This is a genomic window from Cryobacterium sp. RTC2.1 (genome assembly GCF_035018685.1).
In the GTDB taxonomy this organism is placed as follows: Bacteria; Actinomycetota; Actinomycetes; order Actinomycetales; family Microbacteriaceae; genus Cryobacterium; species Cryobacterium glucosi.
Window position 1 is genome coordinate 1 of sequence record NZ_JASJXJ010000011.1, and the last position, 19,891, is coordinate 19,891.

General features: G+C 69.1%; 22 protein-coding genes. 4 read left to right on the forward strand and 18 right to left on the reverse strand.

The features are described 5' to 3' along the window. The coding region (locus tag QN357_RS02800; protein WP_323504437.1) for a hypothetical protein at positions 1–198 on the forward strand (198 nt) is incomplete at its 5' end. A 76-nt stretch (positions 199–274) separates the two neighbouring features. On the opposite strand, the gene QN357_RS02805 is transcribed toward QN357_RS02800, so the two are convergent. Both QN357_RS02805 and QN357_RS02810 read right to left on the reverse strand, forming a co-directional pair. Beyond that, positions 275–1,675, reverse strand: coding sequence for a wax ester/triacylglycerol synthase domain-containing protein (locus QN357_RS02805; RefSeq protein WP_323504438.1), 1,401 nt, complete (start codon positions 1,673–1,675; stop codon positions 275–277). Between the two features lie 9 nt (positions 1,676–1,684). After that, a complete protein-coding gene (locus QN357_RS02810) occupies positions 1,685–1,807 on the reverse strand; it encodes a hypothetical protein (RefSeq protein ID WP_277870855.1) in 123 nt (40 codons plus the stop codon). Between the two features lie 46 nt (positions 1,808–1,853). On the opposite strand from QN357_RS02810, the gene QN357_RS02815 reads away from it, so the two are divergent. Beyond that, entirely contained in the window at positions 1,854–3,797 is a 1,944-nt protein-coding gene (locus QN357_RS02815; protein WP_323504441.1) for a DUF2207 family protein, read from the forward strand. A gap of 141 nt (positions 3,798–3,938) precedes the next feature. Next, positions 3,939–4,961 (forward strand): diacylglycerol/lipid kinase family protein, encoded by a 1,023-nt coding sequence (locus tag QN357_RS02820; protein WP_134559621.1) that lies wholly within the window; start codon positions 3,939–3,941, stop codon positions 4,959–4,961. 3 nt (positions 4,962–4,964) lie between these two features. Here the strand turns inward: QN357_RS02820 and QN357_RS02825 are convergent, their stop codons facing one another. The 11 genes from QN357_RS02825 to QN357_RS02875 all read right to left on the reverse strand — a co-directional run bounded on the left by QN357_RS02825 (position 4,965) and on the right by QN357_RS02875 (position 15,270). Next, the gene (locus QN357_RS02825) at positions 4,965–6,134 is read right to left on the reverse strand and encodes an ABC transporter ATP-binding protein (protein ID WP_134445956.1); all 1,170 of its coding nucleotides are present in this window, start codon (positions 6,132–6,134) and stop codon (positions 4,965–4,967) included. After that, positions 6,131–6,976 (reverse strand): ABC transporter permease, encoded by an 846-nt coding sequence (locus QN357_RS02830; RefSeq protein ID WP_241975406.1) that lies wholly within the window; start codon positions 6,974–6,976, stop codon positions 6,131–6,133. The genes QN357_RS02825 and QN357_RS02830 overlap by 4 nt, the downstream gene beginning before the upstream one ends. After that, a complete protein-coding gene (locus QN357_RS02835; RefSeq protein WP_416347606.1) occupies positions 6,973–7,773 on the reverse strand; it encodes an ABC transporter permease in 801 nt (266 codons plus the stop codon). The genes QN357_RS02830 and QN357_RS02835 overlap by 4 nt, the downstream gene beginning before the upstream one ends. A gap of 49 nt (positions 7,774–7,822) precedes the next feature. Then, the gene (locus QN357_RS02840) at positions 7,823–8,953 is read right to left on the reverse strand and encodes an ABC transporter substrate-binding protein (protein ID WP_134445958.1); all 1,131 of its coding nucleotides are present in this window, start codon (positions 8,951–8,953) and stop codon (positions 7,823–7,825) included. A 177-nt stretch (positions 8,954–9,130) separates the two neighbouring features. Further along, on the reverse strand, positions 9,131–10,354 hold the full coding sequence (locus tag QN357_RS02845; protein ID WP_134561471.1) for an ABC transporter permease: 1,224 nt from the start codon (positions 10,352–10,354) through the stop codon (positions 9,131–9,133). Positions 10,355–10,357: 3 nt separating this feature from the next. Continuing rightward, positions 10,358–11,293: an ATP-binding cassette domain-containing protein gene (locus QN357_RS02850; protein WP_323504504.1), complete on the reverse strand. Its 936-nt coding sequence runs from the start codon at positions 11,291–11,293 to the stop codon at positions 10,358–10,360. Between the two features lie 165 nt (positions 11,294–11,458). Continuing rightward, positions 11,459–12,991: an MDR family MFS transporter gene (locus QN357_RS02855; protein ID WP_323504445.1), complete on the reverse strand. Its 1,533-nt coding sequence runs from the start codon at positions 12,989–12,991 to the stop codon at positions 11,459–11,461. 127 nt (positions 12,992–13,118) lie between these two features. Further along, positions 13,119–13,430, reverse strand: a complete 312-nt coding sequence (locus tag QN357_RS02860; RefSeq protein WP_134445961.1) for a hypothetical protein — start codon at positions 13,428–13,430, stop codon at positions 13,119–13,121. A 376-nt stretch (positions 13,431–13,806) separates the two neighbouring features. Continuing rightward, positions 13,807–14,151 carry a DUF86 domain-containing protein gene (locus QN357_RS02865; RefSeq protein WP_323504448.1) on the reverse strand — a complete coding sequence of 115 codons (345 nt, stop codon included), beginning with the start codon at positions 14,149–14,151 and terminating at the stop codon, positions 13,807–13,809. A gap of 10 nt (positions 14,152–14,161) precedes the next feature. Further along, a complete protein-coding gene (locus QN357_RS02870) occupies positions 14,162–14,614 on the reverse strand; it encodes a helix-turn-helix domain-containing protein (protein ID WP_134445963.1) in 453 nt (150 codons plus the stop codon). 95 nt (positions 14,615–14,709) lie between these two features. After that, entirely contained in the window at positions 14,710–15,270 is a 561-nt protein-coding gene (locus tag QN357_RS02875; RefSeq protein ID WP_134445964.1) for a CGNR zinc finger domain-containing protein, read from the reverse strand. A 124-nt stretch (positions 15,271–15,394) separates the two neighbouring features. Here QN357_RS02875 and QN357_RS02880 point away from each other — a divergent pair, with 124 nt between their 5' ends. Then, positions 15,395–16,390, forward strand: a complete 996-nt coding sequence (locus tag QN357_RS02880; RefSeq protein ID WP_323504452.1) for a DMT family transporter — start codon at positions 15,395–15,397, stop codon at positions 16,388–16,390. Between the two features lie 40 nt (positions 16,391–16,430). On the opposite strand, the gene QN357_RS02885 is transcribed toward QN357_RS02880, so the two are convergent. The 5 genes from QN357_RS02885 to QN357_RS02905 are packed head-to-tail and all read right to left on the reverse strand — an operon-like array spanning position 16,431 to position 19,884. Next, positions 16,431–17,192 carry an ABC transporter permease gene (locus QN357_RS02885; RefSeq protein WP_134559630.1) on the reverse strand — a complete coding sequence of 254 codons (762 nt, stop codon included), beginning with the start codon at positions 17,190–17,192 and terminating at the stop codon, positions 16,431–16,433. After that, on the reverse strand, positions 17,189–18,118 hold the full coding sequence (locus QN357_RS02890) for an ABC transporter ATP-binding protein (protein ID WP_134445967.1): 930 nt from the start codon (positions 18,116–18,118) through the stop codon (positions 17,189–17,191). Before QN357_RS02890 ends, QN357_RS02885 begins: the two co-directional genes overlap by 4 nt. After that, on the reverse strand, positions 18,115–18,471 hold the full coding sequence (locus QN357_RS02895) for a PLD nuclease N-terminal domain-containing protein (protein ID WP_323504454.1): 357 nt from the start codon (positions 18,469–18,471) through the stop codon (positions 18,115–18,117). Before QN357_RS02895 ends, QN357_RS02890 begins: the two co-directional genes overlap by 4 nt. Next, positions 18,468–19,541, reverse strand: coding sequence for a DUF1648 domain-containing protein (locus QN357_RS02900; RefSeq protein ID WP_323504456.1), 1,074 nt, complete (start codon positions 19,539–19,541; stop codon positions 18,468–18,470). The genes QN357_RS02895 and QN357_RS02900 overlap by 4 nt, the downstream gene beginning before the upstream one ends. Continuing rightward, positions 19,534–19,884: a PadR family transcriptional regulator gene (locus QN357_RS02905; RefSeq protein ID WP_134561462.1), complete on the reverse strand. Its 351-nt coding sequence runs from the start codon at positions 19,882–19,884 to the stop codon at positions 19,534–19,536. The genes QN357_RS02900 and QN357_RS02905 overlap by 8 nt, the downstream gene beginning before the upstream one ends. Between the last annotated feature and the right edge of the window lie 7 nt (positions 19,885–19,891).

Sequence of the window (19,891 nt, forward strand, 5' to 3'; positions counted from 1 at the left end):
CACCCCACCTTCCTGGACCCGCCCGTTGTCCACAACAACGCCAACTACCAACCCATGTGCCAGGGCGAGGCTTTCGACGACATCATGGTCGAGGGTGGCAGCACGTACACCTTCGACTACGACTTCGCGTACTCATACATCGTCCAGATTGCCTTTGAGACGAGACAGTGGGACCTGACCGTCTTCGCCTGCCTCTGACACTGGCCGAAACGAGCCCGGAGTTACGCGCCCGCGGGTTCGCAACCGAAGAATTTGCAGGAGCCATGCCCACGCGTCAGGGGTGCAGCAGGGCGGCGAACTCGTGCTCGAGGAGCGCGCGGAGGGCGTCCAGGTCTGGGCAGGTGTACGGGTCGGCGGCGAGGGTGACCTCGATGCCGCCGGCGTAGGAGAGCACGGCGAACGACACCGTCACGTTTCCGGTGGGACCGGTCAGGGGCACGAGGCCGGTGACCGGGCACCCGAAGATCGCGAGAGGCTCCGCCGGCCCGCGCAGGTTGGTCACGAAGGAGTGGATGCTCCGCTGCCGGCTGATGAACCGCTGGAACAGTCCGAGCCGCGCGAGCAGCCGGAAGAACGGCCCGAGCAACGCCGTCGACGCGCCCGCGGGCGCGAGTTTCGCCGCCCTCGTGGCGGTGGCGACGGCATCCAGCCGAGTGAACGGATGCCCGACCCCGGGCACACGAATCGGAATCACCCCGCTCTGGTTCCCCAGTTCGCCCGCGGCAGCCTGGCGCCGACCCGAGAACGGCACCGACAACACGAAGGTCTCCTGCCGCTCGCCGCGCTGCTCGAGCAGCCCGTGCAGCGCGCCGCCGATCGCCGTGAGCACGACGTCGTTGACCGTGGCGTTGTGCGCGTGGCCGACCGCGAGCACACGCCCCAGGTCGAGCCGGATCGACACGAAGCGCCGCCGCGGCCCGGTCGGCACGTTGAGCGAGGTGCGGGCCAGGCGCGGGGCGCCGATCGATCCGCGCAAGGCGAGGAGGCCGCCGACCGCACGCGCCAGGGAGGCCGGCAGCTGCGGCACCACGCGAACCCTGCCCGCCCACGCGTCACGCGCGAGCGCCGAGACAGAGGGCATCCCCCCAGAACCCTTTCCCGAAAGCGGGTGAATCGTCGTTATGGGCACCCCAGACCGACGATTCACCCGCTTTCGCGGCAGGGGATCCGCGGGGCGGTCGACGAGGCTCGACATCACGGCGAGGCCGCCCATCCCGTCGGCGAGCACGTGGTGGAACACGATGATGAGCGCGGCTCGGTCGTCCGGTGAGGCCGGCGCACCCGCACCGACCCCGGTCACGAGCACCGCGACCCAGAGCGGCCGGGAACGCGACAGCCGGGTGCCGAGCAGCCCCGCGGCGATGTCGAGGACCGCCGCCTCTCCCCCGGGCGCCGGGCACACTCGCGAGGACAGATGCCGCGACACGTCGAAGTCGGGGTCGTCGACCCAGGCCGGCCGGCCGCATCCGATGGGCACGTCGATCAGACGTTGCCGCAGCCGCGGCACCCGGCGGATGCGGTCGGCGAGCACGCCGAGGGCCACCTCTGTGTCGAGGCCCGCACGAGTATCGAGAAACAGCACCGCTCCGACCTGCATGGGCGAGGATCCTCGTTCGGTGGCGAGCGACATCAGATCGTCCGCACTGACCCGATCGATGGGTGGCAGGGTGGGCATAGCGCCACGCTATACCCGCGGGGTCCGCAGCCCGAGCCGGATCAACGCGATCCCCGTCCAGACGAACCAGGCCCACATCAGCACGCCGAGGATGTCGGGCACGATCCAGTGGAGCGATGGCTGCCCTGGCAATACGGGCGCGGGCGAGGCGTTCCCGAACCGCCCGTAGGCTGGCGGGATGGCCGACTCCAGCTCCAGCCCAGCGCACAACGCCGGCCCACCGGCGCCGGCGGCACCACCGGCATCCGGTTTCGTCGCCGTATTCGGCCGGCGCCTGGAACGCCTCGATCGTTGGGCGGATGCGATCGGCATCGGTCGCAAGCGGCTGATCCTCCGCACGATGTGCCTGCTCCTCACCCTGGCCGGGCTGGCCATGCTGCTCGGCAAGGACCTCACCCCGCCCGACACCCTCGACGAGTACCTGCACCCGGCCAAGACCTCCGCAGACGAGTTCCTGATCCGCAACCTCTCCGTCGACTACACGCTCGACGCCGACGCGCAGGGCCACTCGCGGGCGAGCGTGCTCGAGACCGTCGATGGAATATTCGGCTCCGACTCAACGGCCACCGGCATCACCCGCTACCTGGTCGCCGAGAGCCGGGGCCATACCGTGCACACCACCGTGACCTCGGTGACGGATGCCGGGGGCACCGCCGTTCCGTTCACGGTCACCCGCAGCGGCGACACCTGGAAGATCTCCACCGACACCGGCGCACGACTCGTCGGCGACCACCGATTCCTGATCCGTTACGTGCAGACCGAGCTGACCGATCATGTCCAGGACGCCCAGAACACCGCGTTCGAAGACAGCCTGAACTGGAGCGTGACGGGCGAACGCTGGTTGCAGGGAATAGGCGGCGTCGACGTGACCGTGCGCATGGACAAGGCCCTCGCGGCGCACTTGACCGGAGAACCGAGCTGGGGCGTCGCCTGGGCGATCCTGGGCAGCACCGCCGCATTCGACCGGGTCGCCGACGACGATCCCCTCGCCCAGCCCGGGCAGGCGGTCTTCCACAACCGGGTGTTGTCCACGCTGCCGCCGTTCGGCACGGTCTGGGTGGAATTCCACTTCGCCGACGGCACTTTCATGCCCTCCGACCGCTCGCTACTCGAGTGGATGCGCCTGCTCGCGCCGTTCCTGCCGATCCTGGTGGGCGTCGGGCTGCTCCTGCTCGGGCTCCTCGCCCGGGCCACGGTGTGGCGGAATGCCTCCGGTCGCGGCATCGTCATCGCCGAGAGCACGCCCCAGGCGGGCGTCGACCTCATGCTCGCCTCACACATTCTGGGCCGGAGCCGCCGGTCGATCGTGGCTTCCCTGCTCGACCTGGCCGTGCGCGGCAACGTGCGACTGCTCCGGGTGAGCCCCGTGACCGACGGCAGGGTCGACGGCGGCAACGACGGCGCGAACTCCCCCGCCGGCCGGCACTGGTACGAGTTCGAATACGTGAATGAGGCGGCCCTGACCGACGCCGACAAGGACCTGCTCAACGCCGTCTTCGGCGACGCCCGCATCATCAGCACGAAGAGACGTCCCGCCAAACGCTCGATGCGACCCGTTCGCCTCGACGTGCGCGGCGGCCTGCTGCGACCGGCATTCCGGCAACTGAGCCTGCGCGGCTGGCGCCGGTCCCTCGCGGAGGGCTACCGGCGGGTGCCGAACGGTTTCGTCAGGGACCTGCTGACCTGGGGCGTCATCGCCACGACCGCCCTGCAATGGGGTCTCTCCCGCCAGCTCGCCTACGACGGCATCGAATCGCAGGCCTGGTTGCTGTTCTGGGTGAGCGTGGCGAGCGCCGCCGTCACCTTCAGCGCCTTCACGCTCGCCGTGACCCGCTACCCGCTGACCCGGAAGGGCGCCCTCGCCCGGGAGCACCTGCTCGGCCTGCGGGAGTACATCCGGGTCGCCGAGCAGCTCCGGATCAACTTCCTGCAGAGCCCGTCCGGCGCGCTGTACACCCAGCGCCGGGCATCCGTCGAGGTCGCCGACCTCAACGACCCGCTGCTCGCCTACGCCATTCTGTTCGGCCTGGAGCGTGGCTGGCGGCGCGAGCTCGACCTCGCGTCGGCCGGCGCGCTGCCCCGTGGCTGGTGGCTCCCGCGGGACCTTGACCGCACCCCCTGAACAGAGAGGCTCAGGGAATTCTGGCCGATCGGCGTGACAATTCCGCCGAAGAACCGTCTTACAGGTGACGGATGTCGCACGACGGTGACCGCCGAGCCTGCGGGGCGCTAGGCTTCCCGCACAGAACCCGGAGGACACCCCATGACAAACACAGAGCTGACGGATCCCGACGCGACCGGAAACGGAACCGCCCCGGACGCCCGGACCCGCCTGGCCGCGGTCGTCTACAACCCGATCAAGGTCGACCTTCCCGCGCTCAAGGCCTCCGTCGCTACCGAAGAGTCCGCCGCGGGCTGGCCGGAGACGCTCTGGTTCGAGACCTCGAAAGACGACCCGGGACAGGGCGCGGCCCGGCAGGCGATCGAAGCGGGCGCATCCGTCATCATCGTGGCGGGCGGCGACGGCACCGTGCGCGCGGTCGCCGAGGTCGTGCACGGCACCGATCGCGCGCTCGTCCTGCTGCCCTCTGGCACCGGGAACCTACTCGCCCGCAACCTCAAACTCGCCCTCGACGATGCCGCAGGGTCGATCCGCTCGGCGTTCACCGGGACCGACCGCCCCATCGACGTGGGCATGATCGACATCCGGCGCGCCGACGGCACGGTCGACCGGCACGCCTACCTGGTCATGGCCGGTCTCGGCCTCGATGCCAAGATGCTCGCCAACACCGACGACGACCTCAAGGCGAAGGTCGGCTGGCTGGCCTACGTGAAGGCCCTCGTCGCCGTGGGGCAGGACCGGAATGACCTGCACTTCCGGTACAGCCTCGACAAGCAGCCCGCGCAGTCCATGCGGGCCCACACGATCATGATCGGCAATTGCGGCCTGCTTCCGGCGGAGATCGTGTTGCTGCCCGACGCGGTCGTCGACGACGGTCATTTCGACATCGTCGTGCTCAAGCCGAAGGGCGTGCTCGGCTGGGTGCAGATCGTCTCCAAGGTGATCTGGGAGAACGGGGTGCTCAGCCGCACGCGCCTGGGGCGCCGGTTCCGGACAACGGATGTCGACGCCCTCAACTACGCGACCGGAACCGAGCTCGTGCTGCGCCTGCACCGGCAGGAGGAGATCGAGCTCGACGGCGACGAATTCGGCTCGGCCATCGCGTTCAAGACCTGGATCTCCCCGGGCGGCCTCACCGTGCGCGTGCCAGCCCCGGCTGCGTAGCCGTTACGGACGGGACCCGGCCTGCACCGGGTTCGCGGCCGCTGCGACGGAGACCGGAGCACCGGTGAAGCGCACCCGCACGGCGTCGCCGGGAGCGGGGTGCACGCGCACGCCGTGCTGCACCGAGACCTCGGCACCGTCGGCGAACCGCACCCGGGTGCGGCGAAGCGACCCGTGGAAGCTGGAAGCGGTGACGACGCCCGCCACCCCGTCCGCGGAGAGCTCGAGGTCTTCCGGCCGCACCGCGACGAGTACGGTCCCGTCCGCCTGCGACGGGTCGAGAAGGGGCAGCCGTGTGCCGTACAGCTCCGCGAATCCGTTGCGCACCATTCCGGTCAGCTGGTTGCTCAGGCCGACGAAATCGGCGATGAACGGCGAGACCGGCCGGGAGTAGAGGTCTTCGGGGGTACCGACCTGCTCGATCCGGCCGTCGCGCATGACTGCGACCCGGTCGGCGATCGCGAGCGCCTCATCCTGATCGTGCGTCACGAACAGGGTCGTGATGCCCAGCTCGGTCTGGATCCGCCGGATCTCCTCGCGCAGGGTCACCCGCACCTTGGCGTCGAGAGCGGAGAGCGGCTCGTCGAGCAGGAGCACCCGGGGTTCGGTGACCAGGGCGCGGGCCAGTGCGACCCGCTGCTGCTGACCGCCGGACAGCTGGTGGGCGAATCGGTCGTAGTGGTCCGCGAGGCCGACGAGCGCGAGGGCGTCCCCGGCTCGACGACGGCGAGCCGCGGCGGCGACCCCGCGCATCCGCAGCCCGAATTCGACGTTCTCGCCCGCGCTCAGATGCGGGAACAGGGAGTAGGCCTGAAAGACCATGCCCATGTCGCGCCGGCTCGTCGGGAGGGTGGACACGTCGACTCCGTCGACCAGGATGATGCCGGCATCCGTCGATTCGAGACCGGCGAGCGCCCGGAGTGCCGTGGTCTTGCCGCTTCCGCTCGGGCCGAGAAGCGCCACGAACTCGCCGGCGTGCAGGGTGAGGTCGAATCCGGCGAGGGCTCGGTGTCCCCCGAAATCCTTGGTGACGCCCGAGAATTCGACGACGGCTCCGTGGCGGTGCGTGGCTGCGCTCGACGACACCTCCGTCTGAGCAGCCTGACCGGAGGGAGCCGGCGCGGTGCTCCCGGTCGGCGTGTCCAGCGGGGTGTTGCTCGTGTTGCGGGTCATTGCCTGCCTCCGATGGGGCGGTGTCGTGGCGAGCGGGTGCGTTCGGCGCCCAGGCGGCCGATGAGAAGGAGCAGCAGGAACGCGAGGATCAGCGAAAGCAGGGACAGGATCACGGCCGTGTACGGGTCGGCCTTGCTGACCACGACGAGCGCGGTCTGCAGGTTCACCCGGCTCAGCAGCGACGCGATGGTGAATTCGCCGAGGACCACGGCGACCGCTATGAATGCGCCGGCCAGCAGGCCACGGCGCAGGTTGGGCAGAAGCACGCGGAACAGCACGCTCCCCCAGCCTGCTCCCAGGGTGCGGGCCGCCTCGCTCAGCGTGCGCACGTCAACGGCATCGAGGTTGGCCTGGATCGCCCGGTAGGCGTACGGCAGCACGATGATGCCGTATGCCAGGGACAGCGTCCAGACTCCGCTGCCGGCGAGCCGGGAGAGCACCGAGTAGACCGGCGCCAGTCCGACGACGAGGACGATCGCCGGGATGCTGATCGGCAGGATGCAGACGAATTCCAGCAGGCGTCGCAGCCGGGGAAAACGGATGTGCACCAGCAGCATCGTAGGCACGAGCAGCAGGAGCACGATCAGCACCGTTCCGACGGCCAGGCCGACCGAATTGCCGACGGCAACGAGCACCTGGCGGTACGGCCCGGTGAGACCGCCCTGGAACAGCGCGCTCCAGCGGGAGAAATCGTGGCCACCGGCCAGTCCCTTGCGGAGGGTGAACTCGACCATGGCCACGAACGGAATGACGAAGAGGAAACCGATCACACCCAGGATCAGGGCGCGCACGGCGCGCGAAGGAGCGTGCGCTACGCCCTCCCGCACGATCGGGCCGGTCACCGCTGCCACCGTGCGGCCCTCGATTGCAGGGCCGAATAGCCGGCCATGACGACCACCATCACCACGACCATCCCGAGGGCGAGCGCACCGGCCAGGTTCTCCCGGCCGAGCACCGTCTCGCTGGTCAGCGCCGACCGGATCTGCAGCGGCACGATCTGGGAGCCCTGGCTCGTGAGCGCCGCAGCGGTCGCATACGACGAGAACGCGTTCGCGAACAGCAAGAGGAGGCTGCCGAGGAAGGAGGGCGCGAGAACCGGGCCGGCGATCCTCAGCCAGTAGGAGGCGGTGCTCCCGCCCAGGGTGGCGTTGGCCTCGGCCCAGGTCGGTTTGAGGGCCTGGAGAGCGGGCATGAACGTGATGATCATCAGCGGCACCTGGAAGTAGAAGTAGGGCAGCACCAGCCCGGGCAATTCATAGAGCCAGACACCGCCCGCGAAGATGTCCAGGCCGAAGGTGTCGCGCAGGATGAGCGTGACCATGCCCTGGATGCCGATGGTGGCGACGAACGCGAAGGCCAGCATCACGCCGCCGAATTGGGCGAGGACTCCGCTGAGCGAATCGACCACCGTGCGGAGGGCCCCGTCCGGACGTGCGCCGAGCAGCCCGTAACACGCGATCGCGCCGACCAACGCGCCAAGCACCGCGGTGAGGGCGGACAACCACAGGGAATTGGCGAACGCGTTGAGCACCACGGGGTTACCGAGTGCCGCGACCGTCGCCAGGGTGAACGAGCCGGACTTGTCGAAGAATCCGGTACCGACGGCGATCAGCGTCGGCACGGCGAGAAAGAGGAGCACGTAGACCGCGAACGGCAGCAGCCCGAAGGCTGCTGCCGTTGTGCGGGTGCTACTGGACAGCGGCGGCCCAGGTCGCGCCGAGCAGGGTAGCCGCGGCTGCGCTCTGCTCTTTGGTCGGGACCACGGTCTCCGTGGGGGCCGTCGGAAGGGCGCCCAACAGTGCCGCGTCGATGGTGCCCGCGGCCGTCATCGCTTCGGCACGCGCAGGGCGTGCACCACCGGCGAGCCAGAGGTTCTGGCCTTCGTCGCTGTAGAGGAACTCCTGCCACAGCCGGGCTGCGGCGGGGTGCGGGGCGTCCTTGCTCACGGCCTGGTTGTAGTACCCGGCGTAGCCGGTGCCCGGGAACACGACGACCTTCCAGTTGCGCTGACCGGCGAGCTTGGTGCCGTAGCCGACATTGAGGTAGTCCCAGTCGAAGACGACAGGGGTCTCGCCGGAAGCGATCGTGGCCGGGGTCGGGTCGATCTTGACGAAGTTGCCCGCGGCGTTGAGCTTGGTGAAGAAGTCGATTCCGGGCTGGAAGTTGTCGACGGTGCCACCGTTCTGCACGGTCGCCATCCCGACGGCGGCGAACGCGGCCCCGGCCTGGGTCGGGTCGCCGTTGATGGCGACCTTGCCCTTGTAGGCTGCGCCGAGCAGGTCGCTCAGCTGCGTCGGCGCCGGGACGGCGTCGGGGTCATAGCCGACGGCCAGGTATCCGCCGTAGTCGCCGGTGTAGAGCCCGGTGGCTTCCTTGAGGGCGTCGGGGATATCGGCCCAGGTGGCCACCTTGTACGGGGCGAACCGGTCGGTACTGGACAGGGCTACGGCCAGGCCCAGATCGAAGACGTCTGGCGCGGTGTCCTGCCCCTTCAGAGTGTCCGCCGCCTGGATTTCCTCGGCGCTCGAGCCGTCCGGGGAGGCTTCGTTGATCGTGATCTCGGGGTACTTCTTCGAGAACGCGTCGAGCACGGCGCCGTAGTTCGCCCAGTCACGAGGGAGGGCGATGACGTTGAGATTGCCTTCCGCCTTGGCTGCGTTCTCGAGGGCCGGCAGGTCGCCGAATGCGCTCAGGCTGGTGGCTGTTGCGGCATCGGTGGTGGCGGTTCCGCTCGCGGCCGTGCCGGAGCATCCGGTGAGGCCGATCGCAAGCACGGCCGTGGCAGCCAGGGATGTGATCAGGGTGCGTGGGGTGATCAATCTTCCTCCGTCTGACCAGCAGCGAGAGGCCGCACACGCATCGGCGCGCGCAGTTCGTTGCCGCGGTGCTGGTCACCGAGAGACTAAAAGTCGTTCTTGACGGGACTGCGAAACGCTCCTGAACAGCTCATGAATGCTCGGCGCCACGTTTCCCTCCGCACGGAACGACTCCCGCGCTCACCGCCGCGAGCGCGCGAACACGGTACGCAGCGAGACCCGCTTGGTGTATTCGACCGAGCCGTAGCGGAACAGCTGTACCGCGAGCCGGAGCACGATTCCGCCGAGCAGGAAGAGTTCCGCGATGACGATGCCGGACTCCAGGGGGCTCAGCGAGCCCAGTCCGTTCCGGAGCATCGCCGTCACCGGCGCGGAATACGGGAAGAACGTGAAGAGCTGCACGATCAGCGCGTGCGGATCGGACACGACGAGCGACACCGCGTAGAGGGGCACGAACACGAGCGCCATCACGATACCGAAGACCTGGCTAGCCTCCTTGGCGGTGGGCATGATCGCCCCGGCTGCGACGAGGGTGCCCATGAACAGGGTGAACCCACCGATCAGGAGCAGGGCGCCGACGACCATCTGGCCGGGGTTGACGATGAGCTGGGAGAGGTCCACATCGGGCAGGCTCAGCGAGGTGCGGAAGAACAGGTAGCCGACCAGCACCGGCAGGATGAACACGAGCATCTGCACGATCCCGATGATGAACAGGGAAATGATCTTGCCCATGATCAGGGTCGTCGGGTTGAGGGTGGTCAGGATCATCTCGGTGACCCGGTTCTCCTTCTCCTCGAGGGTGCTCGTGAGCATCTGGTTGCCCAGCATCACGATCACGACGTAGAAGATCAGCAGGAAGAGCAGGGGGGCGACGGCACCGAGGATTCCGCCGGAGACCGCGCCGTCCTTATAGGTGATCGCATCGACCTGGAAGGAGCCCCGCGCCAGTCCGGTCAACGTCTGGTCGCCGATCTTCGCCTGGGCGCTGGCGACCATCAACTGGGTCGCCACCGAGGAGTACTTGCCGTTGTCGAAGATGCCGACGTCGGCGCCGTAGACCGTGGTGGCCTCCTTCGTCGGTTCGGCCGGGTAGGAGAAGTAGGCCGCCGATGCGCCCGACTTCACGTCCGCGATCGCCTGGTCGGGGTCGGCGGCGAGGGTGCCCCCGAACGCGGTGGCGATGGCCGGGTCGATGTAACCGGATGCGTCGCTGTAGGTGAACCGGAGGGTCGCGTCCTTCTGCGAGTCGACCTTGCTCTCCGTGGAGGTGTTGGACAGCACGATGAGCGCGATCACGATGCCGATCACCACTGGCACGAGCAGGGTCGTGAGCCAGAACTGCTTCTTCTTGAGCGTGCGGGTCACTTCGAAGGAGACGACGGTGCCGAGATTGTGCCGAGCCATGGTCTACTCCCCCGCCGTTCCGTTACGTTCACCGGCAGTAGCGCCGGCGTTCTGGTCGCCGGGGTTCTGATCACCGGTGTTCTGGTCACCATAGACGGCGACGAAAATGTCGTCGAGGGAAGGACGACCGGCGGTGAACTCGCGAACGGTCACCCCCGCATCCATCAGTTCGCGCAGGATGACGGCCTCGTCGATCGGGCCGGTCACGGTCAGTTCGGCGTAGCTGCTCTCGAGCCGGGTGACCGTGTAGTGCGGAGAGTCGGGGATCTCGCCGGAGTAGCGGACCCGGACCACGGTTCCGCCGTACTGGTCCTGCACGTCTTCGACGGTGCCGTATGCCTCGGCCTCACCGTTCTTCAGGAGCACGATCCGGTCGCAGAGGCGCTCGACCTCTTCCATCTGGTGGGTGACCATCAGCACGGTGGCGCCGGCGCGTTTCTGGTCTTCGATGATGTCCATCAGAAGTTTGCGGTTGACCGGGTCGAAGCCCTTGGTCGGCTCGTCGAGGATGAGCAGCTCCGGGTCGTTCATGATCGTGACGCCGAGCTGCACCTTCTGCTGCTGGCCGCCCGACAGTTTGTCGAGCCGCACCTTCGCCTTATCGGCCAGCGCGACCCGTTCGAGATACTGCAGCGACCAGGAGTGCGCGTTCGATCGGCTGAGTCCCTTGAGGCGCCCGAAATAGGTCATCACGTCGATGACGGATTCCTTCTTGTACAGGCCGCGTTCCTCGGGCAGGTAGCCGAGGGTGGCGCCGTCCTCGGGGCTGAACGGCTTCCCGTTGATGTGCAGCAGACCGGCGGTGGGCTGGTAGATCCCGAGCAGCGCGCGGATGGTGGTGGTCTTGCCGGATCCGTTGGACCCGAGGAACCCGAAGGTCTCGCCCCGGTTGATGTCGAAGGACAGGTCGCGGATCACGGTGGTGCGGCCGAAGTCCATCCGGAAGTTGCTGATGTGCACGAGCGGCTCAGTTTCCGACCGCGAGTCCTTCCGCGGAACAGCCTGCTGATCGGGCTTATCAAGTGAAGAAAGAAGTGAAGACGCCATGCCGAAGATCCCCCCAGTTTCGTTACCACGACGTTACACCGGAGGGGCCTGCGCGCGTCAGTGGCCGTGCGCTCCGGCCGGTGCGTCGGCATCCGCGCCCTCGACCGCCGGCGTGCGGCGGATGAAGAACGCCGCCGGGATCGCGAACAGCGAGATCACGGCGCCGCAGAGGAAGGCCGCGTGGATCCCTGCGCTCGTTGCGGTCACTGCGGTCACACCGGTGGCCAGCTGCGACGCGGCGACGGAGGCCATCACCGTCACGAACAGGGCGGTGCCGAACGCGCCGGCGAGTTGCTGAATTGTGCCAACCATGGCGCTGCCGTGCGAGTAGAGCTCGGGGCGCACAGCCGCCAGCCCCGCGGTGAACAGCGGAGTGAAGAGCAGGGCGAGGCCGAGACTCAGGGTCACGTGCGCAGCGACGACCATCCAGGGCGCGCTGTGCTCGTTCAGCAGGGTCATCCCCCAGAACACCGCGCTCACGATCACCGAGCCAGTGACGAGGAGCCGGGTGGGGCCCGACCTGTCGTAGAGCCGTCCCACGAGCGGCGCGAGCAGGCCCATCACGAGCCCCCCGGGCAGCAGCATCAGCCCGGTGGTGAGCGTGTCGAGGCCGAGCACGGTCTGAATGTAGATCGGCAGCAGGATGATGGTGCCGAACAGGGCCATCATGCTGATCGCCATCATCACGATCGCGAACGTGAAGGTGCGCGAGCGGAAGGTGCGCAGGTCGAGCAGGGCGCGGTTGCGCTTCTGCAGGGACAGCTGACGCAGGATGAAAGCCGTGAGGCCGAGCGCGCCGACGGCGAGCGGCAACCAGCCGGACACCGAACCGATGCCGCCGCCCGCAGCGCCCAGGTTGCTCAGCCCGTAGACGAGCCCACCGAAGCCGAGCGCGGAGAGGATCACCGAGAGCACGTCGATCGGGGTCTTGGTCGGCGTCGTGACGTTCTTCATCAGGATGCCGCCGACGACGAGCGCGGTCAGCGCGATGGGCAGCACGAGGATGAACATCCAGCGCCAGTCGAGCACGCTCAGGATCGCCCCGGAAATCGTCGGGCCGATCGCCGGTGCGACCGAGATCACGATGGAGATGTTGCCCATCATCCGGCCGAGGTGCGCCGCCGGCACGAGCGTCATCACGGTCGTGAGCAGCAGAGGGAACATGATCGCCGTGCCGGTGGCCTGCACCACCCGGGCGACGAGCAGCACGGTGAACCCGGGTGCGAGCGCTGCGATGAGCGTTCCGGTGCTGAACAGGGTCATCGCCGCGATGAACACCGGCCGCGTGTTGTAGCGCTGCAGCAGGAACCCCGTGATCGGGATGACCACGGCCATCGTGAGCATGAACGCGCTCGTGAGCCACTGGGCTGCGCTCGCCGAGATACTGAGGTCTTCCATCAGACGCGGCAGCGCCACGCCCATGATCGTCTCGTTCAGGATCACGACGAAGGTGGAGATGAGGAGCAGGGTGATGACGAGTCGGTTGCGCACGCCGAGGGCCGCCGGGGCGGGGGCGGCCGCGGCACCCGCCCCCGGTGAACCGTGGTTCGTGTTCTCGTGTGTGGTGGTGGCGGTGGCGATTTCAGCCATGTGAAGGTCCCGTCGAGAAGTGCGGTCAAGATGTTGGGGCGGTGCAGCTATTGAAACTCAAACCACTGACACCGCCCGATTGTTCCGGTGAAACGGAACTCCGTAGGACGGAGTTCCGTTTCACCGGTCACCGATAGGGCGTGGTCATCCGGTAGCGGAGCAGGTCCGCGTGCTGGCGCTCGAGAGCCCGCTCGCGTTCCTCGCGTACGAGCCGGACGGCCTCCCAGTCGACGGCGGCGACCGGGCGCTGCACCCGCGGCCGACGTCCCCACCGGATCAGGGCGACGCCGAGGTGCAGCGCCAGGCGATCGATGCGGCCGAGGGGACGCAGGTTGCGGTCAGCGGATGCGCGTTCGGATCCGGAGTGCGGGTCCGGTTCGGGCTGCGGGTGCAGCGGGTGGTCGTGGCGACCGGCAGTGGTCGACAGCGTTGTGGTCATGAGAGTGAGCCTCACTGTGGCGGTGCCCAGAACGGATGCGGAGGCATCCGTCGAGTGCACCGGCGGGGCCGCCGAGGCGGCGCAAAAAGGGACGTCGTCAGGAGTGCGACGTCAGGGAACGGGATTGATCCCGGGGCGCGGAAAGCGCTGGCTGCGTGCGGACATCGAGGGCGTCACCACCGCAGAACCGGTGGCGGAAACTCGCGCCGGTCAGGCGGTGAAGACGCCGACGAGGCCGACGGCGAGGCAGTTCACTGCGGGAATGTTGGACTGAATCATGGGACGGCTCCTCTCGTCGTGTGGCGTAGCTGCCACGGTACCCGTCTCCCGCACGATCGCGCAAGGGAATCGAGCAAGGTGACCTCAACCCGCGGCCTCAGTCCTCGGCAAGGCCCAGCTGCCGCAGAAGCCGGGGAAAGTCCGTGGCGAGCGCATTCCAGACGATCTGATAGTCGGTGTTCGCGTAGTCGTGGGCGAGATAGTTTCGCATTGCACGCAACTCTGCCCAGGCCACCTCCGGGTGTTTGTCCCGGTACTCAGCCGGGAGCCGCTCGACCGCGGTTTGCAGGTCGATCACTATGGCCTTGGCCGCGAGCTGCTGGGTGCGGTCCGCCCGGTCGAAGAAGACGTCCCGTCCGCGAGCAGTGATGAGGCGCGCGTGACGCACAAGGTCGCGGATGTCCGCGAGCAGCGCATCCGTTCGGTCGAATTCGTGGGTCATCGGGTCACGCTCACAGGGGCACCGCTTCGGCGACGGCACGATCGCGGATGCTGCCCTCGGCCCGGTCGCTCATGACGTCCACCCGCACGCCGAGAAGGTGTTCAAGATCGAGGACCAGGCCCGCCGCATCGAGGATTGAGGCCTCGGGCGCGAATGCGACGAGGAGGTCGATGTCGCTGCCGACGGCATCCGTGCCCCGGGCGATGCTCCCGAAGACCCGCACATTGCCGGCGCGGCGGCGTGCGGCCAGCTCGATCACGCGCTCGCGCCCCCGCTGCAGCACGACCGATGGTCGCTCGGCGGTCGCGGCCATGATGCGGGCGAGGGTTTCGGGGCGCGGCTGCACCCGACCGGACTCATAGGCGGAGAGATTCGGCTGCGGCACGTCGGCGCGCACGGCGAGCTGGCTCTGCGAGAGCCCGGCGCGCGTGCGTGCCTCGAGAATGCTCTCCGCTGTGTTCATGCACGGATTATAGCTCGCAGCTATACGACCTCCGCGAGCCCGGTCCCGTCGCCTCCCCGATTCAGCCCTTGGAGAGCCGGCCGCTCTAGCCTGCGTCAGCCCTGCGGGTCCGCGCCCTTCCGCTTTCGGAACGCGATCATGTTCATCCGGCTTCCGCAGCGCGCACTGCAGAAGCGCTTGGACCCGTTGCGCGAGAGGTCGAGGATCAGGCCGGCGCAGTCATCCGCTTCGCAGGTGCGCAGCCGCTGCATCTCGTCCATCCGGATCACGTCCATCAGGGCCAGCGAGGCTTCCACGCGCAGGCGTTCGCCGAGCGGGGCGTCGGGCGTGGTCGCGTGCAGGTGCCAGTCGGACGCGTCGTGCCGGGCGAGGTACGGCAGGGCCCGGGCCTCGGCGAGCATGGCGTTGACCTGGAGCGCGGCGGTGTCGCGGTCGCGGGTCCAGACGAGCCGCACCTCGTCGCGGGCGCGCAGCACGTCGAGTCGCTCGCGCTCGTCGCCGTCGATGCGGCCGGAGAAGGGATACCCGGCGAGGAAGTCCGCGAGCTGGTCGAGGGTCGCGAGCTCATCCGTGCCGCTCCGGGAGGCCGCGGGATCGGTGTTGCCAAGGTCGACCGCGAACTCGAGCGACTCCACGGTGTCATGGGCAAACTGCATGTTGACTCCTTACCCGACCATCGCCTAACGTTATGGTCATACCCAATAGTAGACCGTAACGCTGTGCGCGCAGCGGTGCGCGTGACAGAAGTCGGAAGCCGAGCCGGCAGCAGAAGGAGCCCCCATGAAGATCTCGTCCCCCTCCGCGGGTCTCGTCGTGGCGGTCATCGGCTCGCTCTCCTTCGGCACCTCCGGCGCGTTCATCAAGCCCCTGCTCGAGGCCGGCTGGTCCCCGAGCGCCGCCGTCACCGCACGCGTGCTCGTCGGCGGGCTCGTGCTGCTGCCACTCGCCCTGGTCTCGCTGCGCGGATCCTGGCCCGCCCTGTGGCGCGCACGGTGGCGCGTGCTCGCGATGGCCCTCGCCGGCGTCTCGGCCACCCAATTCTTCTACTTCGCCGCGATCCAGACCATTCCCGTGGCCACGGCCGCGCTCATCGAACTCCTCGCGCCGCTGCTCCTGGTCGGCGTCGTGTGGGTGATGACCCGGCGCATCCCGCACGCCCTGGTCCTGGTCGGGTCGCTGTTCGCCGTCGGCGGGCTCGTGCTCGTGGTCGGCCCCGGCGCGATTCACGCGGTCGACCCGCTCGGCCTCGCCTTAGCCGCCTGTGCCATGGTCGGCTGCGCGATCTACTTCGTGATCGCCGCCCGCCCGAGCGACGGGCTGCCTCCGGTCGGGTTCGCGGCCGCGGGACTCGTGCTCGGCGGCCTCGTACTCGGCGGGTTGGGCGTCACCGGCGTTCTCCCCCTCTCCGCGACGTTCGGCCCGGTGCCGCTCGCGGGCACCGCCCTGCCGTGGTGGGTGCCGCTCGTCATCGTCGCGGTCGTCAGCACCGCGCTCGCCTACGTCGCCGGCATCACCTCGGCCGAGGTCCTCGGGTCGCGGCTCGCCTCCTTCGTCTCGCTGCTCGAGGTCGTCTTCGCGGCCCTGTTCGCCTGGCTGCTGCTCGGCGAACAGCTCACGCCCCTCCAGCTCCTCGGCGGCGCGCTCATCCTCGGCGGCATCGCGGCCGTGCGTGCGGCCGGCTCCGAAAACGCCGTTCCCGCCACGCTCGAACCGCTCATCCCGGTACCCCTCATGGACGCCGGGGTCGTCGAGCCGGCGACGGCCCTCGACAGGTAGGTCCCCGCAGCGCCCGCTCTGCGGGCACCGCCCGTCGGGCCTAGAGTTCCTTCCGCCGGAAGGCGGCGACCGCGAGCGCGACCAGGGCTGCGGCCAGCAGCAGCGCCGTGCACACCGGCCAGAACGTTTCGACGGACTTGCCGAGCGCGAGCGACGTCGGCACGCCGGTCAGCGCCGCCGGTGAATAGGTGCCGAGGGGCGTCCACAGTGCGGCGATCGACACGAGCGCATACGCGCCCAGCCCGGCACCGGCGGCCCCGGCCGTGGGGCTGATCACCACGGAGAGCAGCGTCATCAGGGCGACGAACAGGATGCCGAACACCAGCCAGGCGAGCGACGCCGACCAGAGCGCCCCGCCGGGCGCCTCCCCGAACACGATCGCCGTCCCGCCCCAGGTGACGAGCGTGCCCGCGACTACGAGCATCGCGAGGAACGCCGAATGGACGGTCGCCTTCGCGAGGATGAACGCGCCACGCGACACCGGTTTGGTCAGCACGAGCACCGCAGTGCCGCTCCGTCGCTCCGACGACACGATGCCGCCGTAGACGATGATCAGCGCGAACAGCACGATCTGGGACAGGTTCTTGATCCACCCCGTGTAGGCGTCGGCATACGTCGGGTCCGGGAGCGTGAACTGCCCGAGCTGGTCCGAGGCGACCGCTCGCAGGATCTCCGGTGTGAACCGGGCCATCACCGGGCCGGTCAGCGCGAAGAACAGCACGATGCCCGGGAGCACCCAGAGTCGCCAGGTCCGCACGATCTCGAGGACCTCCTTGCGCGCGAACGCTGCGAATCCCCTCATCGGGTCCCCCCTCCGACCAGGCTGACGAAGACGTCCTCGAGGCCCAGCTCACCGGCATCCATGCGGCACAAGCCGACGTGCCGGCCGGCGACGAGCACCGGGATGGCCCGGCGGGCAGCGTCCATGTCGGTGACGGTGATTTCGAGGGCGCCGGTGGGCCCCACGGCAACGGATGTCGCCCACGGCTCGCGGGAGATGTCCTCCGCGAGGCCGCCCGCGGCATCCGTGACTTCGAGGATCACCTTGCGTTCGGCGTACCGGGAGGTGAGCTCCTGGATCGGACCGTGCGCGACCACACGCCCGTGGTCGAGAATGGCGACGGTGTCGCAGACCCGCTCGACGTCGGCGAGGATATGCGTCGAGAAGAATACGGTGGTCCGCCCGCGCAGTGAGCTGAGCATCTCGAGCACGTCGCGGCGTCCCATCGGGTCGAGGGCGCTCGTCGGCTCGTCGAGGAGCAGCAGCTGCGGCGCGTTGATCAACGCCTGGGCGACCCCGAGCCGCTGCTTCATGCCGCGGGAGTACCCGCCGATCGCGGTGGTCACGTCGGTCAGTCCGGCGAGTCCGAGAAGCATGCCGACACGTTCATCCAGGGTGCGCCGGTCGATCGCGAAGAGCCGGCCGACGAACCGGAGGAATTCCTCGGCGGTCATCCAGTCGTAGAAGCCGGGCACGTCGGGCAGGAAGCCGATCCGGGCCCGGATCGAGTCGTCGACCGCCGTGACGTCGCGGCCGAGGATCTGCACGCCGCCGCTCGTCGGCCGGGCGAGCCCGGTCAGCATCCGGAGCAGCGTCGTCTTGCCGGCTCCGTTCGGGCCGAGGAACCCGAAGATCGAGCCTTCCTCGACCTCGAGGTCGACGTTGTCGAGCGCGCGGTGCTCGCCGTAGGTCTTGGTCAGGCCGCTGGTGCGGATCGCGAGACTCATCGCGGGCCGGCTTCACTCCGTGGCTCGGTGCCCGGCTGCCCGGCGGCGTCGTTGCGTGACCCGTACAAGGAGTCGGCAACCGCGTCGGGGCTGATCGCGGGCGGCCGGGGTGCCGACGCTGCCGCGTCCAGCACGGCGGGCTTCCGGCCCACGACCAGGTAGAGGATGGCGCCGAGCAGGTTGGCGAGCAGGATCACGGCCAGCCACACCCACTTGTTGCCGGTGAGAACCCGCTCGGCAGGCCGCCGGTACAGGTCGACGAGCGCGATGACGTCGAGGGTGACCTGCACGACCCCGATCACCGCGATGACGATCCACACCCACCCGGGGAGTGACGACAAAGGCATATTCATGACACGGAACCCTTCTTCGAGGCCGACGCGAAGTCGCGGCGCTGTTCGGCGGCGCGACCGCTCCGGGAAACACCCACGAGCAACCCCAATGGCAGCACGAGCACGAGGAACAGTCCGATCCAGGTCGGCCACATTCCGGCGCCGCCCTGCACCGCGAAGAGGGTCTGCACGAGGCAGACGAGCGCGACGAGCGCAAGCGCGAAGCTCCCGGCGGATGCGGCGACCCGGCTCCACGCCCCACGCCGGGCCAGGTGCACCCAGGCCGCGGCGAGCAGCGGCAGCAGCACGAACCCGCTCAGGAGCAGAAGGTTGGCGGTGCGGCTCGAGTAGCCGTCCGGCTCGCCGGTGAGTCCCCAGTGCGAGGGGACGGTTTCGGGCAGACCGGCCCAGGTCGCGGCCGCGAGGGCGGCGAACGCGACCCCGGCGAGGATCGGTGCAGCGAGCGTCGCCGTGACCACCCACGCGGGCGCCTCGGCGAACGGCTCGTCCTCGTCGTCCGGCCGGATCAGGTGCGCCCGCACGGCGAGCGCGGCGAAGTTGACCGTCCAGCCGATGCCGAGCGCCTTCGGCACGAGGATGCTCGGGTCGCTCGGGTCCCACGACCGGCTCGCGAAGCGCTCCGACGTGGGCTGCCGCGTGTCGTAGGGGACGCCGAGGAACCGGCCCGCCCGGTGGGTGCGCGGCAGTCCCCCGGCGGCGAGGTCCCGGGGGCCTCGAGCGGCGGCATCCGTGCCCCCGTCGTGGTCGATGCCGGAGTCGAAACCACGGTCGGTGTCGAAGTTTGAATCGAAGTCGGAGTCGGAGTCGGGATCGTCGGCCGCATAGGCGCCCGCGAGCGCCTCGGGCTCGCCCAGCTCGGCAAGCACCCGGCGCACCGCGTCGTCGCTGCGATCGGTCCCGTCGAGGCGATGCTCGACGTGGGCCAGCAGCTCGGCGAGGGAGTCCGCGTCGATGTCGATGCGCAGTCGCGCCGCGGCGGCGCCCAGGTGGTCGAAGTAGGCGTCGACCAGCGCGGTTGCCCCGGCGGGCGGGAGCCCGTCGCCGGGCAGCGCTTCGGAGTGGTCACGCACGGGTCGCGTCCTTTCCCAGGAGGTCGGTCAGGTCGGCGCTCATCGCGGTCCACACCTTCGTCATCGCGACGAAGGCCCGCTCGCCGGCGGGCGACAGCCGGTAGTACTTGCGCGGCGGGCCGACGGGCGATTCCTGCCACTCCGAGGTGATCAGGCCGGTCTTCTTCAGCCGGTTCAGCAGCGGGTACGCGGTGCCGGCGCTGATGGCGAGGCCCGGGTACTGGACGAGCCGGTCGACGATCTCGGCGCCGTACGCCTCGCCCCGGTGCAGCAGGGCGAGCACGGCGAGCTCGACCACGCCCTTGCGCAGTTGAGACGGAATCGCCTCGCCCTCAATCGCCATGGTCCCG